Raw genomic sequence first — 17,642 nt, 5'->3', positions numbered from 1 at the left:
GTCGAGGCGCTGCTTTCATGTCTGTATCATTTTTAAAGTGAAATGGTATTACTTATTACTCATTACTCATTCCAAAACTGGGCAATGTAATGATGAAGGTGGTTTGGCGATTTGCACTCTCTACCGTGATTGTACCGCCTAGATGCTTGACCATTTTCTGCACTAAAGCCATTTCTAAGCCTGTACCACTATATGTCCAGGGGTCATTTTTCATGAGGCGATAGAATGGTTCAAAAATCCGGTGTATTTCACTGGCGGGAATTTCTAAGCCGGAATTGCAAATCTTCAGTTGCACTGCATTAACTGTAAAATCAGCCGAGACGGTGATGATTTCACCTGATGGGGTATTTTTGCAAGCATAGCTTAACAGTTCGGTGACTATGCGTTCTAAATCGGTGATGTCTGTTTCTAGGGGCGGGAGTTGATGATTAATATTGAGGTGTAATTTTTGTTTTTGGCAATGGGAAAGGTCACGAAAGGACTCAACAATAGGTGGTAGCCATGTTTGTAAGTCAATGGTGATCAATGTGGGTATATTTGGTTCGGTTTCGAGATAAGAAAGCTGCATCAAATCGTTGATTAACTTACTTTCTCGCCCACACTCGTTTTGCAAAATCTGCAATAGTTGGGGGACAATTTCGATATCTAGGATGCCTTCTGGGGTTAGCACACTTTCGAGAGTTTGGGCGGCGAGACTAATGCTGGTTATGGGTGTGCGTAGTTCATGGGAGAGGGTTTTTAAGAATTCGTTTTTGCGGCGTTCTTGCTGTTCTAATGTTTGCATTTGTGCTTGAGTGGTGGATGCTGTTTTGGCTTGGCGAAGGGCGATCGCACATTCATTGGCTACCTGTTGTACTAAACTAATTTCCAGTGGCTCAAACATTTCTTGGTTTGGTCGATGCAACCATAAGTTACCCAAAATGCCTTGGTTATCAAAGATTGGACAAGCTAACTGAGTTATAACCTTTAGTTGTGGGTGCCATCCAGGAACAATTTCTAAAGATTGCCAATGTTTTTTGGCTAACAATAGCTGATACACTTCTGGCAAGTCGGCAACTTGGCGGGTTAATCCTTGATATTCCGGGGTGCTAGTGGTGTATTCATAGATAACAGTTGTTTCACTTCCACCAGCATTGTAAGTTTCAATGTAACAAGACTGGAGTTGAAATAACTGAGTTAGTTCTTGAGTGGCTGTTTGCATTACCTGGTTCGTAGATTGATGGTCGCGGATTTGTTCGGTAATGCGACACACTAATGTTTGAAAGTTATTGGCTTGCTGTTTTTGTAGTTCTAGCTGGGTTTGCAAATGCTGTACTTGTTCTTGGAGTTTGGCTTGATGGACTGCTATACCAATTTGATTGGCTAGTTGTTTGAGTAAGTCAATTTCGATTTCTTGCCATTGGTGGGGTTGATGGCAATGTTGGGCGGTGATTAATCCCCAAAGTTTTTGCTGTGACCAAATTGGGACAACTAAATTCGCCCTGATAGGCCAGGATTCCAGCAAATTAACTTGGTCAGGATGTAACCCGGCTGTGTAAATATCTTCAATAATTTGAATGCAACTGCGTCCACTGCGTTCTTGATATTTGCCAATTAAGCTAGGATCGGGGAATTTCTGCCCTAAACAAGAATTGGGGGTGACTGTTGATTCTGCAATGACTACGTTAGTCTCATCAGGCTGCATACAATAAACTAAAATGCGATCGCACCCCAAACAATGCCGCAGTTCTTTAACAAGTTGATGCAGCAATGTATCTAAGTCTAAGGATTCTCGAATCCATTGAGCGATCGCTTCTAGCAGTTGTTCTTGGGCTGTTTGAATTTCTTTTGCTTGGGCTACCTGCTTCACTGGAGTGATGTTACTACTTGTGCCAATCAGTCGATAAATGCGAGAGTTTGCATCTCGCAATGGTGTTAATGTGGTACTCCACCAAGTCGCCACTCCTTGAAATTGCAAGCATTGTTCGTAGGAAATGGTTTTACCAAACCGCACGCAGTCAGCATAATGCTGACGCACATTTGCCGCATCATCAGGCGAGAGAATATCTTCTGGTTTTTTTCCCTTCAGATTCTCAGAACTAATGCCAATCCATCGTTCATGGGTGGGGTTTAAGGCTACGTAGCGAAAATCTCCATCGTCGAGAACATCCACGATAAATATAGATGTCTGCACAGAATTATAGATGCTCAGTAAAAACTGTTCACTACCACTGTGTTTCGCTAATTCTGGATCAAAGAGAATTTGAGAATGCAATTGTTGTTTCAACTCAACGGTTGATTCACCCGGATTTATATTCATGGGAGAGTCCCTGTCTGCTATTAATGACTCCTCTAAGCGCAACCCCTGATGATGCTAAGTGATGAAAAATGCTTTTTTGCGCTTACAGCAAAGCATTGTCTGTCTTTGCTCAACTGATTTTTCGATCTTTTTCTATTCTTATCAGAAATATCGGAAACTTAATAGCAGTCAACTCAACAAATATATCTCCTTGAAGATCAGAGTGCATTTGCAATCAGATGCAAATTTATTAGTCATTTTTTATTAAGAATGATTTAAGATTGTTGCATACATCTAAGTATACTCAAAAGCAATATTTGCCAAAAATTACATTTCTTAATGTTATTTTAATATGCAGTGCTATTAACAGCATATTAACAAAATATTGCATGATGATTTTGCCTGGATGAGAAATGATAAATTATCGCAATAGTCGGTAAGCATTGATCCCTGTGAAGATGGCAACAACAATCCAAGCAATAGCTAAACCAACAACTTCACCTAAAAACAACCGCGTTAACCGGAGTAATACTATTCCCACAATTGCGCCAATGGGTACAGCCATCGCCCAAGCGATCGCACTCACAAATATCCATTGCCATGACAAAGCTACAGACTTGGGAATCGCTGTCCACTGTGCGAAGCCAATAATCAAACCAGCAACAGCACCTAAATTTGTCCCCCAAAATATTCTTAGGGGTAAAGCTGGTGTATTGGGGACAATCCAACCCACAGCACCCACACCAATAGCCGTGATGATTGCCCAAGCCAACAAAGTCGCTAATACCCAGCGCCCAGATAAAATTTGATGGCGGATGAGTAAACTTTGGGGAAATGCGATCGCCAAACCACCCAAAGAAGCCTGCGCCACCCCCACATCTGGCTTTTCCCCGACTTCAATCCAGCACAAACTGATCAAAAAACCACCCAAAGTAGCGATCGCCCACTGCAAGATAAAACCAACTTGACTTTTAGTAGATGTGAAGAACATGAACTTCTCGCCAGTAAAGCATGGTAGAGATTACTATACAGCGCGAGAAAAATCAAAAAAGTTCAAAATGTTTGGCTATCAACAATAAAACTTTTAAAACATCCTCTTACACCCTTACACCGCATTTCTCACAAGCTTCAGGCGTTTGATGGGGCAGAGGGGCAGAGGTGCGGAGGGGCAGGGGAGAGAGTACCTTCATTCTCCCCTGCTCCCCTGCTCCCCTGCACAGGCTTTGAAAGGTGTGGTGAGAAATCCGGGTTACACCCCCACACCCTTACAACCAGTCTCCACAGAAAATATTTGTGCGTAAGTTATACCTAATTACAACATGAAACAATAGGCTTGTTAGCAATCTCTTTTAAACCAACATCACCTAGTAATTTCTGCCAATCTTGCATCAAGGTTTTGCTTTGGGGATTGCGGCGGCGGAGTTGGGCTAATTGGGTTAAAGCATCGTACCAAATGCCTTTTTGGGCATACAAAATCACTTGCTGGCGATTCGCTGAAGGAGTATGTTGAAATTTGACTCGTTGAATCCAGCCATTGACATTGATTGATTCATTGTCACCCTGACAATTGATATTTAGGGATAAATACCAATGATAGTTTTTATCTGGTTCGAGTTTAACTGTGGATGGCAGACTGAGAGCGATCGCACCTGGTGTTTCCTTAACAGTGAAAGTTCTTTGATAAATTTGCTTGTAATTTCGCTGTTCGCGGCTAGTTTCGTCCCATAATTCTAATTCAGCGCCCTGAATATCTTTGGCCTGGTAAGGAACATAAAACCAGAGTGTCGGAGAGGCGCTAACCGTTAAGCCCCAAACATGGCTCATTTTTGGTTCTGATTCCACAGCCGGAACTATAGCGGTGAGACGCTCTTTAATATCTAGGGCGGTGCAATTGCGACCGTCACGAGTTCCCCCACCTTGGCGATTTCCCGGTGCGCCTCTGGATGATAACGGTGGTTGATTAAAAATCACCGACGAAATCCTAGAAGGTGTTGACTGGGACTGTTTTATAGGGGATGAATAAACTTCTCCCTGATTCACAGCTAAAACCCATACCAAACCTAATCCTATCAACCGCATCATGATTTCCCTCCCAAATGCCGCTTTAAACCAGTTGTGATCACGTATGTAATTGCCAAAGCAAATACTGATGGTATCACTGGGAGACAAAGACCACTCAAGAAAAAGCCAAAACACAGACTAACAAGGATAACACTGGCGATCGCAGCTAAAACTCGACGATATAGAACCGAGTCAAATCTCCAAACACATAAGCCCCCGATGAGTGACCAACTCCAGATCCAAATCACATCCCAACCCTGGGGCCAAAACCTTAGTAAAGGGCGTTCTTGTTGAGCGATACTGAGCATTTGACTCACCATTTGGGCGTGAATGACGATACCGGACATTTTTTTGTCAACTTCTTTACTAAAGGGCGTAAAAAAGCGATCGCCAATTGAGGGCGCTGTGACACCAATCAAAATAATCCGATTTTTCACCCACTGGGGCGGTAAATCATTGTTGAGAACGGCTGCTAAGGTAACTTCCCTGGCAACTTTTTGCGCTGAACGGTAATTGAGTAAAACTTGATGACCACGCGGATCAATGTTGTGATAAAAACCAGTATGATTTTCCAAAGGCTGAAAAACAGTAGAGCCAAGCTGCAAGTTACCCTCTGATGTGGCTTGTGGTTTGATGCCCTCAAAATCGAGGTAACGCCGCGCTAATTCGGCACTGAAGGCAAATGAAGACTGACACCGGGAATTTCCTGGATCTATATGCAGCAAAGAACGCCTGATTATGCCATCTGATTCCACTACAAAATCACTAAAACCCACATTGCTTGGCGGACTAGTAGGGGGAGGTGCAACACCAAATTTATCAGTGTTCGACTCTGGGTTGCTGACTTCGCAAGTCGTCACCAGCCGGGAGTTTTTCGGGATGTGGGCGGCTAGTTCCCGGTGTCCCGGTTCCACTGGTAAATCGCGGTAAATATCTAAGCCAATCACTCTGGGTTGATAGGCCTGGAGTTTCTCTAGGGTTTGCCAAATTACGCGATCGCTCAAAGGATACCGCCCTTGCTCTTGAATATCTTGTTCTGTAACTTGGACAATCAAAAGACGCTCATCAATTCCGCTATCTGGTTGTAAGCGCATAAATAAATCAAAAGCCCACAATTCTATCGGCTGGAGTCCACCTAAAAACCGCAATGTCATAATTAAGCCAGTCGCCAGTAAACTCCGTACCAAGATATCTTGCAAATCTTTCCAGTCTAGCCGACGACGGTAATTAGGAAGGCTGATCGGCCGCAAATCTTTCCAAGTTGGTGGCACTTGGGCAGGATTTTGGTAAATCATCGGTAGCCAAGTCGCCCCCGGTAAATCCGTAAATTCCTCTAGTCGTTCTTGGGCGCGGCGCACAGCAGTGTATAAAGTTTGTCCCGCCGCATATTCCCGCAAGAATTCTTTGAGAAACGATTGAGCAACGACATCGGGGACAATCTCTTGCATAACAATAATCACCGGGACGTGTAAATCAGCTAACTGTTGCGCTAGTCCCAAACCTTCACAAGAGTTAAAAATGGCAATCTTTAACCCTTTTTGCATCGCTTCCCGAAAAGCATGTTTAAATTGCTCAGTTTCGATGCTTTCTCTAGAACTAAGACTGATGCGCCCTCTTTGTTCTACCGTTTGACTATGACCAGCAAAAAAGAAAATATCCCAGCCTTGGGGATTTCGGAGTTGGGTAATTAATTCTCTGCCTTGGGGCTGATGACAAAAAACCGATTCTGTTTGTGGAAGATTGGCGATCGCCTGACGATCTGCTTCTAAATCTAGGTGTTGATGATCACCAAAAATTGCCAGTAACCGGACGCGATCGCGTGGCGTTTGCTGTTTCCCAACTTCCCAAGCTTCATATTCTATCGGACTATAGCTAACACCGACATTTGGATAACTTGCTAGTAAATCCCAGGTATGCCAAGGTAACTTCCATAACATTACTTCCTTGGCTTTAATCGCTAACCGCAGAGTATCCGGCTGACTGGCTAACTCTTTACTCAACCTTTCCCGAATTTTTTGCCAACCGACTTCCCCCGATGCTTGCAACCATTGGTTGAAGTTGGTTTCTACTTGTCTCATTCTTTGCCAACAGTCAGCCGCAATTTCCTTAGTTGCGCGATTCGTCGGTAAGCTTTCCTCAATTTCCCAACCATCATAGCGGGCGAGCGTGGTGAGATTCCGAAAAGATTGTTGCCACAAAAAATACAAACCTTCAATCTCAGTATTAGCTCCCAACCTACCTTCAATTTCTCCCACCGAAGAACCGCCATCTTCCCTCAGTTCTAGGGATACTTCAAACCCTTGAGCAAAATCTCCCCTACCAATTTTGAGAACTGCTACCCTGCTCATCGCTGCTTTCCAGTTAATTTTTTGTCTTACGCAGAGACGCAAAGATTAACACAATAATATCGTCTAATTTGTTCACGCAATAAAAGTCTCACTCACGCTGACTTTATCCAAAGTTACCTGCACTTGGAATTGAGTTCCAGGCGGGGGACTAAAGCCTAATTGCAGAATTTTGTCTTTCCCTGCGCCTTGTTCGTCGCTTCTTGTTTCTGCTTGCAAACGAGTTTCACCGCCAGCAATCACGCTCAGTGTCAGATGGGGTGGTAGTTGATGTTGCTGGTTGATTGGCTGTACTTGTAGCCGCACTGCGATTTTTGATTCTGTTTTGGGACGAATAGTAACAATCAGCGCCATTTGACAACCCGCCAATTGCAAGCCCAAATCAATCAACCGGGCTTTACTGATTCCGGCTTGGGGATGATCTGGGGCGATTTTGCCTAAACTTAAAGCTGCTTCCCAACGGGTTTCCTCATCCTGGGCAACTTGTAACAATTCTACCAACGCCGCGATCGCCTCTGGATGACCGACACCAATTTGTCCTAACACCCCGGCGGCTTGAGCGCGTTCCTTTTCGGGGCGATTGGATTTGAGGAGGCGAATTACTGGCGCGATCGCTTCCACAGAAACTTGCTCTTCCGCACCCCGCACAGCACTGAATTCTGGTGGTGTTAAAACTGACTCTACCGCTTGCCAAATTTCTGCAATCATACTGTCAGCCATTTGTAACCACTGACGCAAGTTGACGACAGCTAAATTCGGTGGTGATAACCGTTGTTGGTAGAGTTTTTGCCGCAACTCTTCATTGACTAGCAATGCTGCCCATTGTTCAAATGTTACCGCTAATCTAGGGGAGTATAAATCAGGATTACTGATTTGTGTGCATAAATCTGCCACTACTGCTGTAGATAACTGCGGTGGCGCTGCTGTTTGGGGACGAGAATCTGGTTGGGGCAGGAGGAGCAATTGTGTGATATCTTCCGTCAAGACAGCCTGATTAATATAGTAAGAGCGATCGCCCTGATCATATATCCCCCGACTCTTCAGTTTTTGATAGCTGACATATCCCCACAACCGCAGCCAAGATTGCTCAGGCTCACCTAAATTAATCTGCACAGCCAAATAATAATCTTTTCGCCAGCTAGGAATATCAACCCACTCACAGGGAACAACAAATTCCTCTAAATCACTCGTTTCACTGGGAATTAAAACTAATCTAATTTCACCTAAATCAATAGGAGTTCCATTCACAAATTCCCACAGGGAGTTACAAGTATTGGCGGCAATAATATTATTAATGCTCACATTAGCATCTTCTTCTGCTAACCAAGCCTGTAACCAAGGTACAAAAGACTTGAAACACAGATAATTAAGATAAGCTTGACAGCAAGCTCCTGCATTAGTATGAGCTTGAGATTGCTGCCAAGCTTCTTCTTGCAGTTTTGGTGATAACGGCAAGCATATCTGATTCGGATAAATCGTGGCAATTCTTTGCAAATTCAGCATTTTCCTTCCTCAACTTCTCTGAATTTCTTGGTAGATTCACATCTTGCACACAGACAAAACCTTTGATTTGAAGTTAGTCCGCGTAGGCGGACTTTGTTTTTATAGCCGCGAATTCCATTCGTCGGGGCTAGGTACAAGATATGTGTAGAGCAAGTTTGTCGATAGCCAGTCTTCAATTATTTCTCCAACTTGTTGAATTTCCGTTTCTAAAGAAATACCAAACTTCTGATCAATCCCCTGGATAAAAGAACCCTGCAACTGCTGTTTAGCTGTAGTAATTGTTTGAGCATCACTATTAGATTTGATGATTTTTTGAGCATATTTTTGCCATAAAATTTCTTGGCATGGTGATTCTAATTGGGTAAACGACTTTAATAACTCAGATTGAATTAAATTTTGATAATAGTTTTTCAGCCATGATTTGATATAGTTATTTTGCCATCGCTTGAGTATATTTAAGAAACTGCTCTGTAATTCATCTTCGGCTATAGTTAGTTTTTGTGTTAATTCTTCTTGAGTAATAGATTTATTTTGAGTAATAATTTTAGTTAGCTCAGTAATATTCAGTTTTTGACCATATTTAAGTTTGATAATTTGTTGTAAATCAGGTTCTAAATCTGCAAGTGCAGCAATTAATTGAGAGGCAAGGGGATTAGCTACTAGATTAAAATTGCTAAATTTATCATTTAAAAATGTTGTGATATAAGCTGTCGGATTAAATTGTTCACGGGTTAACTCCTGAAACTTTTCTAATAATGGCGTTTCTATATACTTGGAAATATAGCGCGAGACGGTTCCTTGATGGACGTTCATTCTACTAGCAAACTGTTCTTGAGTTAACAGTGCCAAGCGATGGGGATAGCACAAAGGCATCACAGCCTGACGGTAAGATGTGGGAATTTGGCTGCGAATTTTAGCTAAATTCTGCTCAATCAATTCAAGTTCGCTACGCAAAATTAAGTCTACTGCTGCTAAAGATTCTGCGTTTTCTGCCTCTGTTTCTCCTGTTTCCCAAAAGTTGAAACTAGCTGTATCTGGCTGTTCATTACTATTAGCATCGTAAGGTACTTCCTTAATTTGCTCCGATTGTTGTAAAGCTTCAATACAGGTATTCATCCATTTTTGAATCATGATTGGTGTGATGGCTACACCAACGGCGACTTGCAGGGGTGCGCCTGGTTGAAATCTCTGAGAATTATAATCTTTAGCCGTTTGGACAAAATCTGAAAATTCTGGTTCTGGCCATTTTCCCCCGCCTTGTCTCTGAGGATGGTAGACGCGGTTGTTTTTGTAAACAGGAATAAAATATTGCCAAGCAAAAAGATATTGGGAAATTTCTGGTTCCTGTTTACCAGTGCTTTGCAATGCTGCTTTCAGGCGTTCGGCTGCGGTTTGCAATTTTCTGCGACTATTAATATCAACATCGCATAATAGATGCCAGGGTGATTCCCAATTGATATGCTCACGAGTGACATTTCTCAGTACCCCTAAGATATAGGTTTTGAGACTTGCACCACTATTGTCATTAGTTTTGTACTTATTGAGATATTGCTGTAATTTTTCGCGGTTACACAGGTGTTCGTTAGTCAGAGCATATAAATTTTCAGCATAAGCAGCGTAAAACGGCAAACGACACCAGTTGCGCCAAATGAGGTAACAGCGATCGCGATCGAAGTAAGCTAATAAGTGCCAGTGAGCTAACTTTTTCTCTGTTTCCGCTTGGGAATCATCATTGAGAATTGTAACAAAATGATCCACATAGTCGCTCTCACCCCATTGGGGATGCAACCGCACCAGTTTTTCTATTCTCTCTCGCAAACGATTTTGAATTAACCGTTTGAAAGGAGGATAACCACTAGTTTCTGTAAAGTCATACAAAGTCCAGAATTGATCATTCATTTGCAGAGATTTTCCGCTTAGTGTTTAGTAGCTTGCTCCTTGAGCGCAAGAAGCTAGTTTAACAGAGCTTTTCAGAACTTACGCACTAGTGCCGCTACGCGGAAGTCAAAAGTCAAAAGTCAAAAGTCAAAAAGCTTATATCAAAAGCTTTTCACTAACTTGAAATGGTATCTTTATTTCCGCCGCGTTGTACTAGTAACAGAAGACTAAACACAGAAAAGCCAGTGCGTTGCTTTGATTGTCAAAGTCATAGCAACTAGCACAACACCAAAAAATGAAAGTTGCAGATGATTTTTGCGTAAGTGTTACTTTTTTAGGAGAACTTGATTTTATTTTTCCATATTATTTTCATGGAAGAGACAACAATTTTGTAATTCAAGCAAAATTGTCACCGTTCAAGGAGTAATAAAAAAATGAGGGCAACAGATTTTAGCCAGATGATTTAGCCTGTTCCCCTCAAATTTATCAGCTTGATAATTAGCTTTTGAGACGCACAGTCTACAGTGGTGCGATAACAGGGAAATCAATTCCACTAAATGCAGGGTTTTGTGTAGTGTTAGTTCTCTGCATAGTTACCACGAATGAGTAAAGTCTGTCCAAACCTACATCGTGGATCAGATCCACAAATCGGGTTGTATTATCTATGATGTTGAACCCATTAGAACTCCATGTACCACCGACTGGTGTCAAACCATTAGCGTCTCGGTAGGTAAGGTTTACCTTAATTTCCGATGCCGTTCCGATTCCGTCACTATCTCGATAATAGACTCGGTATCTGGAGATATCGTTGTCGTTGGAAAAATCAACTAGTGTGTTGGCGTTAATTGGCAGTGGACAGTAAAGGGTGACTGTACCAGTAGCAGAGCCATTGAAAACATAAGCTCCGTTCGAGATGACAACTGACGCATCCCCACTGTCACTATTTGGGCGACAAGCGGTAGCAGGGACAGTTGTCGCTAGTATATCCCGATCATTGGCTGATGCAACACTAGGAACAATCAAGGACGCGGCAATGGTGGCGGCTGCTAAGAAGTTTTTTGAGATAAACATAAGAAATCCTTTGACTAGTTATTGTTATTTGGGGTTTGAACCCTTTGATTTGGTTATTGGGATAGGATTTGCTAATTTATGCACTTCCAGCAATTCACAGTTAAAAAAAGCCCTTTGTAAAGGATTGTTAACAAAAAAAATAATCACTACAACCCAATCAGGGTAGTAATTTCAGCAATTTTACTGGCTACAAAAACATTTATAACTCAGGGATAAGTACATAAATCAAAAAAGCCTATCCCATTAACTCTAATGAAAGGGTTCAAACGCAACGATGAAAAGGAAGCGAGTTAAATTCACTGTCGCTCATCACATCGTTAAGTAAACACCTTTTTAAGAAGTAAAAAGTAAGAAGTAAAAATTAAAAAGATAATCACCATAAATAAATTTAGGTGCTTATAACAATTATTCTTTTTCTTTCTTTGGCTTTTGGCTTTTTACTTGTGCCTTGTTCATTCAACATTTTACGTCATTTAAATTAAGGAGAAAAACCATGTCTAACTTTGACATTATTCGCGCTTGGAAAGATGAAGACTACCGCAACAGTTTGAGTGATGAACAACGTTCTCAATTACCTGAAAACCCAGCAGGTTTGATTGAACTTCCCGATGCAGAATCCAATGCTTTATCCGGGGGCGGTTGTTCAATATTTACAGGGACTTGTGGACGTGTCTGTGAAAGACTTACACCCCAGTACGGTTGTAAAGGCTGTGACAATGGCGGTTTGACAACCTGATAGTATGAGGCTGAATGTGATTGCTTGAGATAAAAATCAGGCGATCGCACTTAATTTCCGCGCCAAAAACTAACAAGATTGGGTAGGCTATGACCTACCCAATCACATCTTAATTAATGCTTCAATTTCTCCCGGTAAAAATATCTTAGTTAGTCTTTAATTTCAGGAAACTTATGGCAAAATCAGATAATAATACACGCATATTAACAGATAAAGAGTACGAAATAAACTTAGCTGATAAAATTAACCAATCCAGCACAATATCTTCTACTTGGTATCAGGCTATCACTTTATCTGAGCGCATTGAAGAACCTTTAAGCTCTAAAAAAGTTGATGCTGAACTTGCCGCGCGTCGTGTACAAAAATGGCAAACACAGCCTGTTTTTGCTGATCAAGCTGACTTCGCTCAACGTTTAGCAATTAATGGCATCAGTGCAGAGGAATTTTTCAATTTACTTGGTGAACCGATTGAGGCAGTACGAGAACGTTATCCCCACCCCCCACAATGGTTAACAGATATCATCTCAGCCTTTGTTCACCCGGTTGCTGCTAATTTACCGCCACTTCCCCAGAAATTGCAAAATGCAGAAACGAGTGGTTTTTTGGATGCGATCGCACCATTAATTAGCCAAGGATGCGATCGTTTGCAAGCAGGTATCGCTGCGTTAATTGCCACGCAATCTGATTTACCTTTTGTTTCCAGCACGATTGTAGAATTGCTGTTTGCCAATTTACCAGAAAAGTTACTGGCAATGTTAAGCCGGACAATGGTATTAGAACTCAACGTTGCCCGTCTGCAAGGCAATCTCCAAGGGGAAACACCCAAAGAAAGATTCCAAAGCTTCTTAACACAATTACACCAACCTGAAACAGCGTTCAACTTGTTGCAAGAGTATCCGGTTTTAGCTCGTCAACTTGTAACTTGCATCGAACAATGGGTAACATTTAGTTTAGAATTTCTGCATCATTTATGCTCTGATTGGCAAGCAATTAAAACTACTTTTAGCCCTGATCAAGAGCCAGGATTATTGATAGCATTAGACATGACTGTAGGCGATCGCCACAGAGGCGGACGCAGTGTGTCCATTGCCAAATTTAGTTCTGGCTGGCAACTGGTTTATAAGCCGAAATCATTATCTATAGATATTCATTTTCAAGAGTTTTTAACTTGGCTAAATCAACGCAGCGATCTGCCAGCATTCCGCACGCTGAAAGTTCTCAATCAAGGTACATACGGCTGGGTTGAGTTTGTGGAAATGCAAAACTGCTCCTCCTCAGCCGAAGTTGAGCGATTCTACCAACGTATGGGGGGATATCTGGCATTACTTTACGTTCTAGAAGCCAGAGATTTTCACTTTGAGAATTTGATCGCAGTGGGGGAACATCCAGTTTTGATTGACTTGGAGGCACTTTTTCATCCGCGTCTGGAAGAAGGCGATCGCCACCAAGTACATCAGTTTGCCAATAATATTATGTATGACTCAGTTTTGCGCGTGGGACTACTACCCTATCGCGCCTGGGCAAACGCTGAGTCTGGAGGCATTGATCTGAGTGGTTTAGGCACGGTAGGCAAACAGCTAACACCAGATCGTCTTCCTTACTGGCAAGGTGTAGGTACAGATGAAATGCAACTCCAGCGCCAGCAAATGGAAATGCTAGGACAGCAACATCGACCAACGCTCAATGGTCAAGAAATTAATGCTTTAGATTATATAGAATTTCTCATTTCTGGATTCACCAAAATTTATGGATTGTTGTTACAACACCGCGATGAGTTACTAACAGAAAATAGTCCACTTACTTGGTTCGCTAACGATGAAGTGCGAGTTATCCTGCGTCCAACGCGAACTTATGGACTGTTGTTTATGGAGAGTTTTCATCCTGATATCCTACGTAATGCTTTGGATCGGGATTGCTACTTTGACAGACTGTGGGCTGAGGTCAAAAGTTACCCAGATATAGCTAGAGCGATCGCCTTTGAACAAGCAGATTTACAAAATGGTGATATTCCACTGTTTGTTACTCATCCCAATTCACGAGATATGTGGAGTAGTTCTCATGTCCGCATCGCCAACTTTCTCCAAGAACCAAGCGCGATCGCAGTTCAACGCTGTCTGCAACAACTCAGCGAAACTGATCTCAAACAACAAATATGGTATATTCGCGCTTCCTTAAGCACCCTGGCGCTCAACGTCGAGCAGCAAGCGTCTCACCCCAGTTACTCTGCGATCAAATCTCAGACTGCGATTAACCGGGAACAGCTATTAACGGCGGCGCAAGTAATTGGCGATCGCTTAGAAGAACTAGCACTGCGCGACAAAAATCATGTAACTTGGATTGGTTTAACACCTACCATCACCAGTCAATTATCTCTAATTCCCTTGGGGTTGGATCTTTATGGTGGTGTTGCTGGGGTGGCGCTTTTCCTCGCCTACCTTGGTGCTGTCACTAAACAGGAACGCTACATAAAGCTGGCAAAATCTGCACTGAAGACATTACAACAACAGACTCAGCTAGGTAAATCATTTCTCAAGTTAATTGGTGGATTTAGCGGTTGGGGAGGTGTGATTTATACTTTGACTCATTTAGGAGTATTGTGGGAGGAGCCAGAGCTATTGACTGAAGCGGTAGCCCTCTTAGAAATTCTCCCCGATGCCATCAAGCAAGACGAACAATTAGATATTATCGGCGGTGCAGCCGGATGTATCATCAGCTTAATTAACCTGCATAGATATAAACCCAGCGATCGCATAATCGAGGTGGCGCGTCAATGTGGCGAAAGGCTTCTCACCAAAGCCCAATCTATGGAAAAAGGCATCGGTTGGGTAATTCGTCACGCCGGTACCAAACCTCTAGCTGGATTCTCTCACGGTGCAGCCGGAATTGCTTTGGCGTTGCTAGAATTAGCCGCCTTAACTGGTGAAATACGTTTTCGCACAGCCGCACTGGAGGCGATCGCCTACGAGCGCAGTCTTTTTGCCATCCAGGAAGGAAATTGGCTGGATCTACGCGACTTGGAAGTTCCCGGAAAAGATGTTAGTGATTCCCAACCAGCCTTGATGACAGCCTGGTGTCATGGCGCACCCGGTATTGGCTTGGCTCGATTACTTTCTTTGCCATACATTGATGATGCAGAAATTCGTGCCGAAATTAACACAGCCCTAAAAACCACCATCACCCAGGGCTTTGGTAGCAACCATTCTCTCTGTCACGGAGATTTAGGCAATTTAGAATTACTGTTGCAAGCCAGTCTCACCCTAGATGATCCACAGTGGAAAACTCAAGGCGATCGCTTGGCTGCTGCCATTCTTGAAGGTATCAATCAACACGGCTGGCTGTGTGGTGTTCCCTTGGGAGTTGAGACACCAGGACTAATGACGGGACTAGCTGGTATTGGTTATGAATTACTCCGCCTCGCTGCACCAGAAATTGTTCCCTCAGTTTTGGGACTAGAACCGCCCAAAGTTAATAAGTAGTTGGACAAAATTAAATTCATTCGTGGTGATAGGGAACAGGGAACATGAAATACCACCTAATTCAACAACATAGCGAAGAAGACTGCGGTGCTGCTAGTCTTGCAACAGTGGCTAAACATTATGGTAAAACCTTTAGCATGACTCGCTGTCGGGAAGCGGTCGGGACAGGACAGCAAGGAAGTACTTTATTAGGATTGAAACAAGGCGCAGAAATTCTGGGTTTCAATGCACGAGCCGTAAAAGTACCTCTGGAGACTTTCAACGAAATCACCCTGCCTTTACCCGCGATTATCCACTGGAAAGGCTATCATTGGGTGGTTTTCTACGGACAACAAGGTAATAAATACGTCGTTGCTGACCCAGGTGCAGGTATCCGTTATCTAGAAAAAAAGTGGTTTTTAGAAGCATGGACAAACAAAGTTATGCTGCTGCTGGAGCCAGATCCAGTGCGCTTTTTTACCCAGGAAGATGAACCAGAGAAAATTGGCGGTTTTGGTCGCTTTCTGCGGCGTGTTGCCCCTTATCGCGGCATTCTAAGCCAAACCTTATTACTCAACTCTGTTTTAGGTTTACTTTCCCTCGCTTCGCCCTTTTTGTTGCAAATTCTCACTGATGATGTGCTGGTGCGGGGGGATACCCAACTGCTAACGAGTGTTGCTATTGCTGTGATTGTGATGCACTTAGTTAGTAGTAGTTTGCGGTTGGCACAATCAAATCTGGTCGCCCATTTTTCGCAACGGTTACAACTAGGATTAATTTTAGAATTTGGCAGGCAGATTTTACGCTTACCTTTAAGTTACTATGAATCTCGGCGCAGTGGTGAAATTGTCAGTCGCCTAGAAGATATTCAACAAATTAACCAATTAATTTCGCAAGTTGTTGTCAGTCTACCTAGCCAATTTTTTATCGCTTTAGTATCTTTAGGTTTCATGCTGTTTTACAGTATTAAGCTTACAGTATTAGCTGGTGCGATCGCGCTAGTCATGACCTTATCTACCGTGATTTTCTTACCGACATTACAGCAAAAAATCCGCAGTGTTTTGGTGTTATCTGCCGAAAATCAAGGTGTTTTGGTAGAAACTTTTAAAGGTGCTATTACCCTAAAAACTACTACTGCGGCTCCGCAATTTTGGGAAGAATTTCAAAGTCGATTTAGTCGCCTCGCTAACTTGACTTTCCGCACTATGCAAATTGGTATTGTTAACGGTATATTTTCTAATTTAGTATCTAGCATTGGCAGTATTACTTTAATTTGGTTCGGTAGCAGTTTAGTCATTCAGCAAGAACTATCAATTGGGATGCTTTTAGCTTTTAATAGTATGAATGGGAATTTTACCAACTTTATTCAAACTACTATCGATTTTGTGGATGAATTTACCCGTGCTAAAACTGCTACCCAACGGCTCACAGAAGTTATTGACGCAACCCCAGAAATTTTAGACCACAATCAAAAGCCTTGGGTAAATATTCTAGGCAATGCAGATATCACCTGTACCAACCTCAACTTTCATCATCCTGGGAGAGTGGAACTACTGCAAGATTTCTCGCTGACAATTCCTGGGGGTCAGGTTATTGCTTTAATTGGTAAATCTGGCTGTGGTAAAAGCACTTTGGCAAAATTGATTGCAGGTTTATATCAACTCCAGTCGGGTAATATTCGCTTTGGTATTTATAATTTAGATGATCTTTCTTTAGACTGTTTCCGTCAACAAGTGGTGCTAGTACCGCAAGATGCACACTTTTGGAGTCGGTCAATTATTGAAAACTTCCGTTTAGGTTCACCTCATATTAGCTTTGAACAGATTGTCAAAGCTTGTCAAATTGCTGGGGCTGATGAATTTATTAGCAATCTCCCCGACAAATATCAAACCGTATTAGGAGAATTCGGGGCGAATCTTTCAGGGGGACAACGGCAGAGGTTAGCCATTGCTAGAGCGATTGTGAATAACCCGCCAGTGTTAATTTTAGATGAATCGACGGGCGCACTTGACCCAGTGAGTGAAGCTCAAGTCTTAAATCAGTTACTCGCTCATCGTCAAGGTCAAACCACTATTTTAATTAGTCACCGTCCCAAGGTTATTCAGCAAGCTGATTGGATTGTGATGTTGGAACAAGGAAAATTAAAAATTCAAGGTTCTCCAGAGGCTTTGTGTCATCAAGCCGGAGAGCATTTAGATTTTCTTGATGCTGGGAATTTATCAGTTAGTAAAAATTCTTGCCACTGTTATCCGAATGCAAGTTTCCCCAGTAGCATTCGCTAATTTCTACCGTACTCAGTACTCAGCACTCTTCAT

The 17,642-nt window shown here is 42.5% G+C and carries 10 protein-coding genes; 3 read left to right on the top strand and 7 right to left on the bottom strand.

Annotation, left to right across the window (positions count from 1 at the left end; genetic code table 11):
- Positions 1-55: 55 nt before the first annotated feature.
- The 7 genes from H6G79_RS26180 to H6G79_RS26150 all read right to left on the bottom strand — a co-directional run bounded on the left by H6G79_RS26180 (position 56) and on the right by H6G79_RS26150 (position 11,136).
- The gene (locus H6G79_RS26180; RefSeq protein ID WP_190593178.1) at positions 56-2,299 is read right to left on the bottom strand and encodes a GAF domain-containing protein; all 2,244 of its coding nucleotides are present in this window, start codon (positions 2,297-2,299) and stop codon (positions 56-58) included.
- A 400-nt stretch (positions 2,300-2,699) separates the two neighbouring features.
- Positions 2,700-3,269, bottom strand: a complete 570-nt coding sequence (locus H6G79_RS26175; RefSeq protein WP_190593179.1) for a hypothetical protein — start codon at positions 3,267-3,269, stop codon at positions 2,700-2,702.
- A gap of 317 nt (positions 3,270-3,586) precedes the next feature.
- Positions 3,587-4,360 carry a DUF928 domain-containing protein gene (locus tag H6G79_RS26170; RefSeq protein WP_190593180.1) on the bottom strand — a complete coding sequence of 258 codons (774 nt, stop codon included), beginning with the start codon at positions 4,358-4,360 and terminating at the stop codon, positions 3,587-3,589.
- Positions 4,357-6,687, bottom strand: a complete 2,331-nt coding sequence (locus H6G79_RS26165; protein ID WP_190593181.1) for a CHASE2 domain-containing protein — start codon at positions 6,685-6,687, stop codon at positions 4,357-4,359. The genes H6G79_RS26170 and H6G79_RS26165 overlap by 4 nt, the downstream gene beginning before the upstream one ends.
- Before the next feature lie 72 nt (positions 6,688-6,759).
- Positions 6,760-8,187: a DUF1822 family protein gene (locus H6G79_RS26160; protein ID WP_190593182.1), complete on the bottom strand. Its 1,428-nt coding sequence runs from the start codon at positions 8,185-8,187 to the stop codon at positions 6,760-6,762.
- A gap of 99 nt (positions 8,188-8,286) precedes the next feature.
- Entirely contained in the window at positions 8,287-10,086 is a 1,800-nt protein-coding gene (locus tag H6G79_RS26155; protein ID WP_190593183.1) for an XRE family transcriptional regulator, read from the bottom strand.
- A gap of 498 nt (positions 10,087-10,584) precedes the next feature.
- Positions 10,585-11,136 (bottom strand): hypothetical protein, encoded by a 552-nt coding sequence (locus H6G79_RS26150; RefSeq protein ID WP_190593184.1) that lies wholly within the window; start codon positions 11,134-11,136, stop codon positions 10,585-10,587.
- 493 nt (positions 11,137-11,629) lie between these two features.
- Here H6G79_RS26150 and H6G79_RS26145 point away from each other — a divergent pair, with 493 nt between their 5' ends.
- From H6G79_RS26145 to H6G79_RS26135, 3 genes are all read left to right on the top strand, one after another.
- Positions 11,630-11,872, top strand: coding sequence for a mersacidin/lichenicidin family type 2 lantibiotic (locus H6G79_RS26145; protein ID WP_190593185.1), 243 nt, complete (start codon positions 11,630-11,632; stop codon positions 11,870-11,872).
- A 173-nt stretch (positions 11,873-12,045) separates the two neighbouring features.
- A complete protein-coding gene (locus tag H6G79_RS26140) occupies positions 12,046-15,348 on the top strand; it encodes a type 2 lanthipeptide synthetase LanM family protein (protein ID WP_191049377.1) in 3,303 nt (1,100 codons plus the stop codon).
- Between the two features lie 44 nt (positions 15,349-15,392).
- The gene (locus H6G79_RS26135) at positions 15,393-17,609 is read left to right on the top strand and encodes a peptidase domain-containing ABC transporter (RefSeq protein ID WP_190593187.1); all 2,217 of its coding nucleotides are present in this window, start codon (positions 15,393-15,395) and stop codon (positions 17,607-17,609) included.
- Positions 17,610-17,642 lie beyond the last annotated feature (33 nt).

Source organism: Anabaena sp. FACHB-83, assembly GCF_014697485.1.
Classification (GTDB): domain Bacteria; phylum Cyanobacteriota; class Cyanobacteriia; order Cyanobacteriales; family Nostocaceae; genus Nostoc_B.
This window is presented reverse-complemented; position numbering and strand designations above follow the sequence as displayed.

Bases quoted from the DNA above. Each gene is read 5' to 3' on its own strand.
- H6G79_RS26180 (WP_190593178.1), bottom strand. From the start codon at position 2,299: ATGAATATAAATCCGGGTGAATCAACCGTTGAGTTGAAACAACAATTG.
- H6G79_RS26175 (WP_190593179.1), bottom strand. From the start codon at position 3,269: ATGTTCTTCACATCTACTAAAAGTCAAGTTGGTTTTATCTTGCAGTGG.
- H6G79_RS26170 (WP_190593180.1), bottom strand. From the start codon at position 4,360: ATGATGCGGTTGATAGGATTAGGTTTGGTATGGGTTTTAGCTGTGAAT.
- H6G79_RS26165 (WP_190593181.1), bottom strand. From the start codon at position 6,687: ATGAGCAGGGTAGCAGTTCTCAAAATTGGTAGGGGAGATTTTGCTCAA.
- H6G79_RS26160 (WP_190593182.1), bottom strand. From the start codon at position 8,187: ATGCTGAATTTGCAAAGAATTGCCACGATTTATCCGAATCAGATATGC.
- H6G79_RS26155 (WP_190593183.1), bottom strand. From the start codon at position 10,086: ATGAATGATCAATTCTGGACTTTGTATGACTTTACAGAAACTAGTGGT.
- H6G79_RS26150 (WP_190593184.1), bottom strand. From the start codon at position 11,136: ATGTTTATCTCAAAAAACTTCTTAGCAGCCGCCACCATTGCCGCGTCC.
- H6G79_RS26145 (WP_190593185.1), top strand. From the start codon at position 11,630: ATGTCTAACTTTGACATTATTCGCGCTTGGAAAGATGAAGACTACCGC.
- H6G79_RS26140 (WP_191049377.1), top strand. From the start codon at position 12,046: ATGGCAAAATCAGATAATAATACACGCATATTAACAGATAAAGAGTAC.
- H6G79_RS26135 (WP_190593187.1), top strand. From the start codon at position 15,393: ATGAAATACCACCTAATTCAACAACATAGCGAAGAAGACTGCGGTGCT.